The organism is Fodinibius sp. SL11 (assembly GCF_052060035.1).
Lineage (GTDB): Bacteria > Bacteroidota > Rhodothermia > Balneolales > Balneolaceae > Fodinibius.
Window position 1 is genome coordinate 1 of record NZ_JBPOEA010000001.1, and the last position, 13,466, is coordinate 13,466.

Genomic DNA, 13,466 nt, shown 5'->3' on the forward strand with positions numbered 1-13,466 from the left:
AAGCGTAGGTCCCCGCCCGCTCTTTTTTTTATCGTTCGATCCGCCCTGCACGCCCCGCGTGTAGGGCTTTTTTTGTTGAGATTGATTAAAAGTGTAAAATCAATGAATAACTACTCTGAGATGTTTTTACCAAGGAATATTATTCGGTATATTAAAGGTTTGTAAGGACATTTTACTTTAAGAGTATAGATGCTTTAAACTCTCTCAAAATTTGTTAGTGGTTATGGACTTTTCTGAATTTATCAACCAATATAAAAATAAGTTACACAGTCTCTTTAATGTTCAAAGTGATATTGATGAGTTAAGTTTAAGCCGCGGTTTGCCTGATGAAATATTTGATCAAGTAATGGATTGCAAACCCCTGAGTGTATTTATTCCTGAAGAATACGGTGGTCGCGGAGCTGAAACTCACGAAGCGTTATCGATGTTGGAAGCCAGTTCATATCAATCGCTTCCGCTTTCCTTAATGATGGGAATTAATGGGGCACTTTTTTTACAACCGGTAGCAAATTATGGGCGTGAAGAAATTAAACAGTCGATATTTGATCGGTTTTTGTATGAAAAAAATATGGGTGGACTGATGATTACAGAGCCCGATTTTGGTTCTGATGCCTTGCATATGGAAACATCTTTTAAAAAGGTACAATCAGATGAGGGGGATGTTTTTGAAATTAATGGGACAAAACATTGGGCTGGCTTAACAGGGGCAGCAGATTTTTGGTTGATTACAGCTCGAAAGCAAAATAATAGTGGCGATTTAGGTCGTGATATTGGTTTCTTTATCCATGATAGTAAGCGTGGTGGTATTGAAGTGGAAGAATATTACAAAAATTTAGGATTGTACATGCTTCCATATGGAAGGAACAAAATCAATATTACTGTGCCAGAAGAGTATAAACTACAACCTAAATCGATAGGTATTAAAATGATGCTGGATGTGTTGCATCGGAGTCGGTTGCAATTTCCCGGTATGGGTATTGGCTTTTTGAAGCGATTGATGGATGAGGCTGTCACTCATTGCAAAGAACGTTATGTGGGAGGACAAAGTTTGTTTAATTATGATCAGGTAAAAAAACGATTAAATAGGTTACAGTCTTCGTTTACGGTATGTTCTGCTATGTGTGCATTTACAAGTGAAAATGTACCGCTTACCAAAGATGTATCTAATATGGATCTTTCTGCGAATGCTATTAAAACCTATACGACGGATCTAATGCAGCAAGCGTCTCAATCTTTACTACAACTCACAGGAGCCAAGGGATACCGACTCGATCATATAGCCGGACGGTCACTTATTGATAGCCGTCCGTTCCAGATATTTGAGGGATCCAATGATATTCTTTACCAACAGATATCTGAATCGGTCTTAAAGAATATGCGTAAGCTCAAGCTTAAAAATTTGCACGAATTTTTAAGCGATTTTAAGCTCACGAAACGGGCATCCGATTATTTTTCCGATCTCTTGGATTTCAAAATTGATCATACTTTAGCGCAAGATCGATTGGTAGAGTTGGGTAAGATATTGAGTCGTGTAATTTCACTTGAGTTTACCTTGCGCCTTGCTGACAAGGGTTTTAATCAAAAGCTTATTGATAATGCAATCTCTGTACTTAAAACAGATGTTGAGCGAATGGTTTCAACCTTTACCAATGAAAAGACTCAAAATGTAGTTGAAAATTATGAAGAATCAAGTTCTTGGTTAGAATCAATTCTCCCACAACACGCTCATAGTCAATAAGAGGTTTACCAATTCTAAGTTCATTGCTATGGAGAAGGTAGTAGTTCTGACCGGTGCTGGTATGAGTGCCGACAGCGGATTAAAAACCTTCCGTGATTCTGATGGTCTGTGGGAAGGCCATGACATACAGGAGGTAGCCACCCCACAGGCTTGGGAACGAGATAAAGAACTTGTATTAGAGTTTTACAATCAGCGAAGAACGCAGCTGCATTCGGTCGATCCCAACCCAGGTCACAAGGCATTAACTCAATTAGAGGAGCAATACGATGTGACGATTATCACCCAAAATGTTGATGATCTGCATGAACGTGCCGGTTCCTCGCACGTTGTACACTTGCATGGAGAACTATCGAAGGTTCGCAGTGAAGAAGATCCCTCTCTTGTCTATGATATTGGTGGAGATATTATTGAAGTGGGAGATACAGCCGAAGATGGTGCTCAGCTTAGGCCTCATGTGGTCTGGTTCGGTGAACCGGTGCCGAATATGCGAAAAGCGGCAAATATTGTCCCAGAGGCCGATATATTGATAGTGATTGGTACTTCACTTGTCGTTTATCCGGCAGCGGGGTTAGTAGATTTGGTAGATCAAAATATCCCAAAATTTATTATTGATCCTGCCACTCCCGAACTTCGAACGTTTGAGGGATGGGAGCACGTTCAAGAGACTGCAGCAGAAGGAACCCCAAAGTTAGTTCAGGATTTATTAGAAAATTAGAAAAATAATTTTTGAGACAACGTATTATTTATGTGTGATTATAAGGCAAGTAAAGAAGAGAAAGAAGTTTTAGAGAATTACCTATTGCAGTTTTTGAACCTGGAAAAGCGATACCCATTACTACCCGGTATTGAGAATAAAGCAGCCATGGCGGAATTGATGGGGTTAGAAAAAGAAGAGTTAACTGAACTTCGCGAGCGTTTTGCATCTAATGCTAAAGAGGCTGCAATTGAATTGTTGGAAGATGGAGAAGTTGCTGAATGGATTGAAGATCTTCCCTTTGAACCGGGAGATACTATTGTTGCTATTGGTGATTCTCTTACGGATGATTTACAAAGCTGGTTCAACATTTTTCAGCATGTGCTTGAAATTGGATTGGAAGGTGCAGACTTGACCTTTGTGAACAGTGGGGTTTCTTATGATACTTCTACCGATGCACTCAAACGGTTAAATCGTGATGTGTTGGATCATGATCCGGATTGGGTTATTGTGGCATTGGGTACCTTTGATGCACAGCGTTTGCACGTTTCTCCCGATCGCACATTGGTATCACTGGCTGATTACTGGGAAAACTTGAATACTATTGAAACGGTAGTAAGTGAAGTTACGGATAATCCACTTATCTGGCTTACACCTCCTCCGGTTATTACCGAAATGCAACAACAGATGAGACTTTTTCATTTTGATATTTTTGAGGAAGATTTAAGCCAGTATCGAGAAATTTTGACCGGTAAAAAGGGATACATCGTCGATCCTCTCGGTGAACGGATGAAAGACAAAGATGACAGCGTTGAAGATCAGGAAGAGGAAGAACCGGGTCCTGCAGCGTGGAATTATTTAAGTGATGGATTACACCCTTCACTCTCAGGACATTCAAATACTGTTAAAGAGCTTATCCGTTATTTGGCATTAGCGAAAGAACCTGAAGAAGGTGCTCAATTTGATACGCCCGATGATTACGAGGCAGGAGCTGAAGATTAATTAAAGAGTAATCTTCAATTCGAGAATACTTAACGAGGGTTTATAGCTGGTGCCATAGCTTTTGCTTGAAAGCTGTTTCTGTTCAATAAATTCAGGATTAACCATTCCTACCTGTATAGACTGATTAGCATTACTGTAAGTGATAAGTCCGTTAACGCTATGTTGGGACGAATTACTTGAAGCCTGCAGATTAGCAGGCTTATCAGCAAGCATGAAAGCATCCATTAATCCAAATCCCATACCCAGCCAGGCACCAACGCCGGCTCCATATTGTAACCCTTTTTCAACCCTTTCTTGCAGGATAAGGGTAATAGAAGTTCCGACGACCATACCACCAGCTGCACCGTAGATGGTATCAAGTAATACCAGTATTGACCGATTTGTACCATCATTAAAAGTGCCCGATATATAAAATTGTTCGCCTTTATCAATTTGGGATATATCATAAGCGCCCATTCCTATGCCGTACAGTGTGCCTGCTCCAAGTCCTATTTCAACTGGTCTATAATCATTGGAATTTTGCAGCGCCATAGTAGCACCGCCGAGTAGTACACCATTCATAGCTCCATTTAAGGTACTACTGCCTAATAGTTCTATAGATTGGGCTTGTACTTTATTTTGGGAAAATGCAATGCCGAAAATAACAATGAGTAATAGAACGAAATGTTTTTTCACGACCCTTGATTGCTATGTAATTAAAATTACAGCGTTAATGTAGAAAATATCGGTTAAGAATCCCATTTACTATTATTCAGGATCTTCGAGTGCTACGGGAAGAATTTTCCCATTGAAAAACGTAGAGCCTTCTAAGGCAAAATCGGAAATATAATCTCCCATTTCTGTTACATTCACCGGTGCTTCCAGACCGGGGAAAGCTTCCTCAAACATTTCCGTTTGTACGGCTCCAAGACAAAGTGCATTAGTTTTAATATTTTTTTCCGAAAACTCAACAGAGAGACATTCGGTTAAAATGCTTAGCGCTCCTTTAGAAACGCTGTATGCTGCGAGACCTGGAAATTTAGCGCTTCCTTGAAATCCCCCCATGCTGCTAATATTTACAATGTGAGCTGGGTCATTAAACAAAGGGAGCATCTTTTTGGTAATGTGTACTGCACTGATCAAATTACTTTCGATCTGTGATCGCCAGTCTTCTAACGTAAGTTCTTCAAACGATTTATTTATTAAAATCCCTGCATTGTTGATAAGGATATCAATATTGTCGAAATCCTTTTCAAGGAGTTTGATCAGTTTGTCAACATCCCTTTGATCGGTAAGATCAGTAGGGATGGCAGAAATATTGGGATAAGAACCGGCCAACTTGCTTAATGGTTGTTCCGATCGGGCAACAGCAACAGCATGATGTCCTTTATCAGCAAGTTTTTCACAAATTTCCTTTCCTATTCCGCGACTCGCTCCGGTAACGACAGCAACTTTTGACATAAATACAGTTTAATTTTTTAGTGAATGTACAAATCCCAATGAGACCTTACAACGTAGTTCTAATTATAAAAGTTTTGCCTGCCTTGCGTTGTTAAAGTGACCTAATTTATTCATATTTATAGCCGGAAATTATGCGTATTTGCCCAAATTGAAGTTTTAAATTTAGTCAGAATATTGGTAATCATGGCTGATTCAAGTGAACGTCGGTTAGTGCCGTTTAACATTCGAGATTTGTCTCCCTATGTGGCAGGTAAAACCATTGCAGAAGTTGAAAAAGAGTATCAGCCTCCACAGATTTCCAAGTTAGCTTCGAACGAAAATAGGTTGGGATGCAGCCCGGATGTGAAGCATGAAGTTGTGAAGGCGATGCAGGAAATTCAGGATTACCCAGACCCGATTTCCAGGCAACTCCGTAGAATGTTGGCCAAGCAGAATAATGTAAAGCCGGAAAATGTCATGATTGCTGCGGGATCAGAAAGTGTGATAGCCAATCTTTGCCGTACTTTTTTCCTGAATCATGAGGAAGCAATTACAGCCGATGCTACATTTGTAGGCTTTTTTGTTCAGGCAAATATTCGAGGAATATCTATCAACAAGGTGCCCGTAACTGATGATTATCGTTTTGATCTGGATGCAATGGTTGAGCAAATATCCGATCGGACAAAGATGATTTACATCGCCAATCCCAATAACCCTACTGGCACGTATATTACTGATTCTGAGTTTGAGCGTTTTATTCGTAGAGTGCCAAGCGATGTTCTCGTAGTAATGGATGAGGCTTATTATGAGTATGCCAAAGAAGTCGCTGACTATCCCCACTCACTGGACTATGACTACGATAATGTGATTACGCTCCGAACCTTCTCGAAAGCCTACGGATTGGCTGGATTTCGGATTGGGTATGCCATTGCATCTGAGGAGATAATCAGCGAAATGATGAAAACGAAGCTAACTTTTGAACCCACTACGCCGGCACAGGCAGCAGCTTTGGCCGCATTGGGTGACCAGCAGTTCCTGAAAAAAACGAAAGATATCGTCCAAGAAGGAAAAAGTAGACTTTACCAATTTTTTGAAAAACACAATGTCAATTATATCCCGTCTATTTCTAATTCGGTAATGATGATTTTACCTAATGAACAGCAGGCTATTGATTTTACCCAGGCTATGCTTGAAGAGGGCGTAATTTTGCGCCGAATTAATGCTTTTGGTTTACCTAACTGTGTGCGGATTACTATTGGACGAAAAAAGGAGATGAAGCATTTTGAACACAGTTTTGAGAAGGTGATGAACGTATAGAAATTTCAAATAAGCTTATAAAAAAGTAACAGATATGCCTACTAACGAAGAGCAACAAAAAGAAATGCCCCAAATCATATCATCGATCGATTGGAACGGGCTGGCAAAGCTGATGTTAACCTCTCGAGCTATGGATGATAAAGAGGAACATGAGCTTGTTCCTAACAAAGATGTCTTGTATCAGTTTTCTGCACGAGGACATGAGCTCGGGCAGATTTTATTGGGTTCACAACTTACTCATAAACACGACGCCGCCAGCGCATATTATCGCTCTCGTCCCCTAATGCTCTCATTAGGATTAAGTTTGGAAGATGCCATGGCCGCACCCATGGCTAAATCGGGAGGATATAGTGATGGTCGTGATATTGGTGTGGTTTGCAACAAACCCGGAAACGATGGGCCTACAGTGCTGCCAATGGCTGGTGATGTAGGATCGCAGTACACTCCTGCAATCGGTTGGGCTCAGGGAATCCAATATCATCAAAACCAGCTCAACGAAGAAGAATATGAGCGCGCAATTTCTGTTGTCTTGGGCGGTGAAGGGTCGGTAGCGACCAATGGTTTTTGGTCGGCACTGACCATTGCTACCACTCAGGATTTACCCATACTATTTTATATTGAAGATAATGGTTATGGTATTTCGGTCCCGGGTGAATTTCAGACGCCAGGCGGTAATATTGCAAAGAATCTGTATTCCTTTAAAAATATCAGAATTTTTGATGGGGACGGAACCGATCCGGTTGAAGCTGCTGATCTCATTAGTCAATCAGTCAACTATGTGCGTGACCGTAAAGGACCGGCAATCATTCACTTGACGATGCCTCGTCTTAACGGTCATTCGTACCAGGATAACCAGGCCTACAAATCCGAAGAATTGATCGAAGAAGAGCAGCAAAACGATCCGCTGGATCATCTAAAAACGTTTTTAGTACCCGACAATCTTTCGGGTGATGACTGGAAGGAACTGGAGAAAAAGGCCGAAGAAGATATTGAGGAAGTTGCTGAAGCTGCATTATCACGTCCGGAACCCGATCCCAAGACAACAGAGCGCTATGCTTTTTCAGAAACGGATGACAATGGAAATTTGGATACACAGCTTATTGGCGGGCTAGCCCCCACTGGATATACTTTTCCTGAGAGTTCGGGGACGCCCAAAGCCGGCAAGCAACGCATTAATATTGTAGAAGCCATTCGAAAGACGCTGGATTACGAACTTGAAACGAATCCCCGCCTGATGGTTTTTGGTGAAGATGTGGGAGCGAAGGGAGGGGTTCATGCCGCTACAATGGGATTACAAACCAAGTATGGCGATTCGCGTGTATTTGATACCAGCCTATCCGAAGAGGGTATTATCGGTCGTTCTGTAGGATTAGCTTACTCTGGACTGATGCCCGTTGCTGAAATACAATTTCGCAAGTATGCCGATCCGGCTACCGAACAGCTTAATAACTGTGGGACTATCCGCTGGCGTACGGCTAATCAATTTGCGGCGCCTATTGTTGTGCGTATGCCCGGGGGGTTTGCCAAATGTGGTGACCCATGGCATAGCCTCAGCAATGAGGTCTTTTTTGCTCATGCCGTGGGATGGGAGGTTGTGATGCCCAGCAATGCACAAGATGCGGTGGGGCTTTTACGATCTGCCATGCGAAGCAATAATCCAACGATCTTTTTTGAGCATCGTAATTTATTGGATGCCAAATATGCTCGACAGCCATATCCGGGTGATGAGTTTGTAGTACCTATTGGCAAAGCGAAAAAATTGCAGGAAGGGGAAGCCCTTACTATTGTAACGTGGGGTGCCATGTGTGAACAGGTAGAAATTGCTGTAAATGAAATGGATGTTTCTGCTGATGTCATAGATCTCCGGTCTATCATGCCGTGGGATAAAGAAGCGGTATTAGAATCTGTCCAAAAAACCAATCGCTGTTTGATTGTTCACGAGGATACCAAAACAGCCGGTTTTGGCGCTGAGATCAGTGCTCTACTCTCTCAAGAGGCATTCAAATACTTGGATGCTCCTATTGAACGGCTTACCATGCCAGATATTCCCGTTCCTTATAATGTTGGCTTAATGGATGCTGTATTACCAACATCCAAAAAAATTAAGGAGAAAATAGAAGCCTTAGTGGCCTTTTAGGTCAATAATTTAATTTTCAAAAACGGTTGATAATAGCTTCTTTTAGAATCTATTATTGATCGAAATCATGCAGTGGACTAAATGCATGATAATATAAAAAGTATATTTATGGGATTAGGGATATAACAAGCAAAACCTTTCCTATGTTGTTTCACGGTATTAATTAGGGACACAGTTGAATTTTTCATTTCCATGAAACTTAGCACCAAGTTAATAAGTAGTTTCTTAATCGTAGCTCTTTTTGTAGGAGGAATAGGGTTCACGGCTTCCTTTTTCAATGATGTGGTAAAAGATCAGGTCACTTATGAAAGTGATAAGGCTATTCAGGAGGTTACCTTAGCCGGTGAACTGGGATTACAGCTTTTCAAAAGCTTAACGAGAACGCAATATTTATTGGAAGACAGTTATCGTGAAAGTCTTTCGATGGAGTATAGTAGGAGCAATAAAACCAAAAAAGTACAGATTGCAGAGATTAAAAAATCACTTGGGAAATTTGAACAGAGTCTTGAAGAATTAAGAACATTAGTAAAAAAAGAGCCGGAAAATATTTTTGAACACCCTGTTGATTCCTCGGAAGTGCTTAGATTGTTGGAGAATTTAGAGAAAAAGTATAGAAATTATTCGGCCCTTCTCACTCAATTCCAAAATATTAGCAGCAACAACTATCAGGATCGAAAAGAATTTTTTACGGTAACCATAGAGCCTTATTTCCGATCGAATTTATTGCCTAATATTGAGCAGTTGCGAAATCAGATCCACCAAAACCACCAGCAACAAATTGCCGGCTTAAACAGTCAACTCGATAGAGTAGGTTATATCTTAGTTATTGCCACTGGCATAGTTTTAATTATTGCAATAGCTCTCTCCATGTTTGTTTACAGATCGATAGCAAATCCTATTGCTAAAATTGCGGATGCTGCCCAAAGTCTTGGCCGCGGAAATTTACAAAATCGCATTAATTATGATTCGAACGATGAATTAGGAGAGCTGAGTGATACCTTTGATCAGATGGCAGAGAATTTGAGTAAAACAACTGTTTCGCGCGATTATGTAGATAGCATAATTGAAGCTATGGTTGATTTACTGGTAGTGACAGATGGTAATTTTAAGATTTTGCGTGTCAATTCTGCTGCACTTAAAACTCTTGATCGTACAGAAGATGAATTGGTGGGGATATCTGTTGATTCCATTTTTGAGGAGATGCCGGAAGTAATTTTGGGTGAATCGATTGGGGATGCCAACAAGACCTACACGGGCAAGTTAAAAGATAAAAATGGGCACTTGATACCGGTAAGTATTTCAAGAGGTACAATAAAGGGTGAGGAGGAAAGAGTTAAGGAGTATGTATTTGTTGCCAGTGATATAAGTTCGGAAAAAGCCGCCCAGCAGAAAATTGCCGAATCACTCAAAGAGAAAGAAGTATTACTGGCAGAAATTCATCATCGTGTTAAAAACAATCTGGCCGTTATATCGGGATTGTTACAGATGCAGATGTGGGAATCAGAAAGTTCCAATGCAAAATCTGCTTTGCAGCAAAGCCATTTGCGTGTGCAAAGCATTGCGTTGGTTCACGAAAAACTTTATCAATCAGAATCGCTTTCTTATATCCAATTTAACCGTTATTTGGATGATTTATTGGCAACAATATCTGATGTGTATATGGATGATAACTCTGATATCGAGATGCAATCTAATCTTGAAGAAATAACCCTGACCGTAAATCAAGCAATTCCTTGTGCGTTATTAATCAATGAGTTGGTAAACAATGCCTTTAAGTATGCTTTTGATAGTGGTAGTGGAGTAATTAGTGTTACGGTTAAACGGAGCGGAGATCAAGTTTTGACAAAAGTTGCCGATAATGGTATTGGAATTCATGAAGAAGACAGAAATCCCGAATCAATGGGGTTGAACTTAGTTAGAACATTGGCCAAACAGCTAAATGGTGTGCTAAAATTTTATAATGATGACGGTGCTCATATCGAGGTTTTGTTTACTCCAGAGGAAGTTACAAAAATCTGATTCCTTTGGAATATTTTACGAATGTACAATTATTAGGACATCGATTATTTATAAGTACTCATATCTCTAACGAAATATTCTATTCTAAATAAAATGATCGTTAATGAATAGTAAGAAGTTTTTGTTAATCATTTTTTGTTTTTCCCTTTTGCCCGCGTTGCTGTTTGCACAGCGCTATAATATTAAAACCTATTCCGTAAGTAACGGTTTACCCCAGGCTCAGGTTCATGATATCACGCAGACACAGGATGGCTATATCTGGATGGCTACCTACGGCGGCGGGTTGGCAAAATTCGATGGGACAGAGTTTACAAACTATACGATGAAAGAGGGACTCAAGGATAACCTTGTTGAAGCACTACTTGTTGATTCTAATGATAATCTCTGGGTTGCAACCGATAAAGGAGGGGTGGCCAGGTTTCAGGGAGACAGCTTGGTATATCCCATAAAAAATGATTCTCTCGATCAATATTCGATTGGGGGGATGAATCAGCTTAGTGACGGCAGTATATGGTTTGCTACATACAAGGGAGGGGTATTTATCTTGCAGGATAATAAAGTGGATCGATTAACAACTTCCGATGGGTTATCCGGCAATATTGTTTGGGATTTTTTGGAAAGAAGCACCGGTGATGTCTGGATAGCGACAGGGAACGGACTTTCGATTTATGACGGAAAGAAATTTAAAACCTACAGTAAAGGAGATGGACTTTCCGGAAATAGGGTGTATAAGATTATTGAACGTAAAAATGGAGATATTTGGCTTGCTACCGACAATGGGATAACGATCTGGAATGGTACCCGTTTTGAGCCGGTTAGATCTGTCAATGATAATAGCCTTGATAGTGTTTACGATATTATTGAAACATCTGATGGCAGGCTCTGGATTGCAACAAGATCCCAGGGAATTTACATCTTTGAAGAGGGGCAGTTCAGGCAAAGAACGGAGGAAAACGGTCTCAGCAGTAATAATACCTATAGTTTATTTGAAGATCACAATAACCAAGTTTGGATAGCTACTGATGAAGACGGTGTTAATCTGTATAAGGAAAATGGATTTGTTTTCTATAACACGGATGCCGGACTTACAACCAACGAAGTATTAAGCATTCATCGAGATATGGAAAATGTTCTTTGGCTGGGAACAACAGAAGGGTTAGTATCTTTTGATGGGAATATCTTTAAAAACCATCCGCTGCCTGAAGATTATTATAACCAATACATTTGGAATATTGTTGGGTTACCTAATGGTAAGAAACTTATTGCTATGCCGGACAGTACTCTCATGGAATTTGATGGTAAAACCTATACGAATTTTTCTGAGAAATATGGTTTAAAAGAACTTTATATCTATAACCTGATGGTCGACTCTTCTAATAACCTCTGGATTGGCACGGATACAGGTTTGTATAAAGTAAATCTGGAAAGTCGAGAGGCTAAGCATTTTTCTACTGATGATGGGCTTGCTGATGATTCAATTTTTCAAGTTTATGAAGATGAACAGGGCAGAATATGGGTTGGAACTTACTATGGTTTAAATCTCATTGACGGAGAAACTATAAAAACATTCAGAATTGAAGACGGACTTGTTCATAATCAGGTGAATTGTATAACGCAGGATGAGCAGGGAGGTATTTGGGTTGGAACCCGGGGAGGGGTATCTGTTTTAAAATCAGTAAAAAATAATGAGCTCGCTGATATCGATAGTTTTGACAAGGAAGATGGGATGAGGTTGTTGAATGCTCATTTTCTTTGGTTCGACGAAAATGGATTATTATGGCAGGCTACTAATGGTGGATTGCAAAAGCTTGATGTGAATACCTATCGTGAAACAGGGGATATGCCGATTACCCATTATCCCTTATCGGATGAAGGTATAGGGTTAGAGTTTAACTTTCAGGCTTTGGCCACTCAAGACCAGTCACAGGCTTGGATGGGTAGTATGAGTGGGTTGGTCGGTTTTAGGCCGGATGAATTGGGAGATATGTCTCTTGCAACATTAAATATTACAGATATTAAGGCAAATAGTGTGCCCGTAAATTGGTCTGATTATAATGATCAACTGCAATATCATAATGGAAGTCTTGACTTTCCTTCAGCTACGTTCCCGGCCGAGAAAAATATTTTTGAGTTTACTTACCGAGGGCTTTCATTTACAAATACCGAGAATATAAGATATCGTTATAAACTTGAGGGATTTAATGAAGATTGGATGCCGGTTACAAAAGAAAATTCGGCGGTATTCACAAATTTAGATCCCGGCGATTATACTTTTATTGTTCAGGCCCGAATGGGACAATCCGGCTGGAAAGCGAATGAAGCGAAATATAGTTTTTCAATTGCGGCTCCTTTTTGGCAAACGTATTGGTTTTTCAGCATCGTCGCCCTAATGTTTGCGGGGTTTGCTTATGCACTGGTACGGTATCGAATGCATAAGTGGGAGAAGCAGCAGCTTCAGCAGCGCGTTGATAAACAAACAGAACATTTAACGGCAGCTCTTAAAGAGAAAGAAGTGCTGATTAAAGAAATTCATCATAGGGTGAAAAATAATCTGGCTGTAATTTCCGGTCTGCTTGAATTGCAGATGGATCATGCCGATAACCAATTTGCCAATCGTGTTTTGTCGGAGAGCCAACGCCGTGTACAGTCTATTTCTATGATCCACGAAAAACTTTATCAGAATGAAAGGCTGGCCGAAATAGATTTCGAAAAGTACATTAATGAGCTTATTGATATTGTGGCCTACTCATTTAGTAATCCCAATAAAGATATCGAGGTAAATACAAATATTGATGACTTTAAGCTTGGAGTTGATCAGGGTATTCCCTGTGGATTAATCCTTAATGAGGTGGTCAGTAATGCCTTTGAGCATGCTTTTACCGACCAAGATTCTGGAATCATAGATATATCGATCTCATTAAATGAGAGCCAGAAAGTAAAAATTGCGGTTGAAGATAATGGAAAGGGGTTGCCCGGAGAGCATGAAGATTTTAGACATGAAAGTTTGGGGATCACCTTGATCGAGACGTTAGGGCAGCAACTTGAAGGAGAGATAGGGTGGAAGAGTAACGAAAGGGGAACCACATTTTTGCTCGAATTCGAAAAAGAAACCCCTTCCGTTAAACTTCCTGCGTAGGATT

The 13,466-nt window shown here is 40.3% G+C and carries 9 protein-coding genes; 7 read left to right on the forward strand and 2 right to left on the reverse strand.

From position 1 onward, the window contains the following. Positions 1-223: 223 nt before the first annotated feature. Genes ACQ76V_RS00005 through ACQ76V_RS00015 form a run of 3 tightly spaced genes read left to right on the forward strand, consistent with a single transcriptional unit; the run spans position 224 to position 3,434 of the window. Complete coding sequence (locus ACQ76V_RS00005; RefSeq protein WP_440998404.1) at positions 224-1,738, forward strand: acyl-CoA dehydrogenase family protein; 1,515 nt, start codon at positions 224-226, stop codon at positions 1,736-1,738. 28 nt (positions 1,739-1,766) lie between these two features. Further along, complete coding sequence (locus ACQ76V_RS00010) at positions 1,767-2,453, forward strand: SIR2 family NAD-dependent protein deacylase (RefSeq protein WP_440998405.1); 687 nt, start codon at positions 1,767-1,769, stop codon at positions 2,451-2,453. A 30-nt stretch (positions 2,454-2,483) separates the two neighbouring features. Continuing rightward, positions 2,484-3,434 carry an SGNH/GDSL hydrolase family protein gene (locus ACQ76V_RS00015; RefSeq protein ID WP_440998406.1) on the forward strand — a complete coding sequence of 317 codons (951 nt, stop codon included), beginning with the start codon at positions 2,484-2,486 and terminating at the stop codon, positions 3,432-3,434. Here the strand turns inward: ACQ76V_RS00015 and ACQ76V_RS00020 are convergent, their stop codons facing one another. Together ACQ76V_RS00020 and ACQ76V_RS00025 are read right to left on the reverse strand one after the other, a co-directional pair. Next, positions 3,435-4,109 (reverse strand): hypothetical protein, encoded by a 675-nt coding sequence (locus ACQ76V_RS00020; RefSeq protein ID WP_440998407.1) that lies wholly within the window; start codon positions 4,107-4,109, stop codon positions 3,435-3,437. Positions 4,110-4,181: 72 nt separating this feature from the next. Next, on the reverse strand, positions 4,182-4,874 hold the full coding sequence (locus ACQ76V_RS00025) for an SDR family NAD(P)-dependent oxidoreductase (RefSeq protein WP_440998408.1): 693 nt from the start codon (positions 4,872-4,874) through the stop codon (positions 4,182-4,184). Positions 4,875-5,057: 183 nt separating this feature from the next. On the opposite strand from ACQ76V_RS00025, the gene hisC reads away from it, so the two are divergent. The 4 genes from hisC to ACQ76V_RS00045 all read left to right on the forward strand — a co-directional run bounded on the left by hisC (position 5,058) and on the right by ACQ76V_RS00045 (position 13,462). Beyond that, positions 5,058-6,170: a histidinol-phosphate transaminase gene (gene hisC / locus ACQ76V_RS00030; RefSeq protein ID WP_440998409.1), complete on the forward strand. Its 1,113-nt coding sequence runs from the start codon at positions 5,058-5,060 to the stop codon at positions 6,168-6,170. A 34-nt stretch (positions 6,171-6,204) separates the two neighbouring features. Beyond that, positions 6,205-8,307: an alpha-ketoacid dehydrogenase subunit alpha/beta gene (locus ACQ76V_RS00035; protein ID WP_440998410.1), complete on the forward strand. Its 2,103-nt coding sequence runs from the start codon at positions 6,205-6,207 to the stop codon at positions 8,305-8,307. Between the two features lie 192 nt (positions 8,308-8,499). Further along, positions 8,500-10,326 (forward strand): sensor histidine kinase, encoded by a 1,827-nt coding sequence (locus ACQ76V_RS00040; protein ID WP_440998411.1) that lies wholly within the window; start codon positions 8,500-8,502, stop codon positions 10,324-10,326. A 103-nt stretch (positions 10,327-10,429) separates the two neighbouring features. Next, complete coding sequence (locus ACQ76V_RS00045) at positions 10,430-13,462, forward strand: two-component regulator propeller domain-containing protein (RefSeq protein ID WP_440998412.1); 3,033 nt, start codon at positions 10,430-10,432, stop codon at positions 13,460-13,462. Positions 13,463-13,466: the final 4 nt, after the last annotated feature.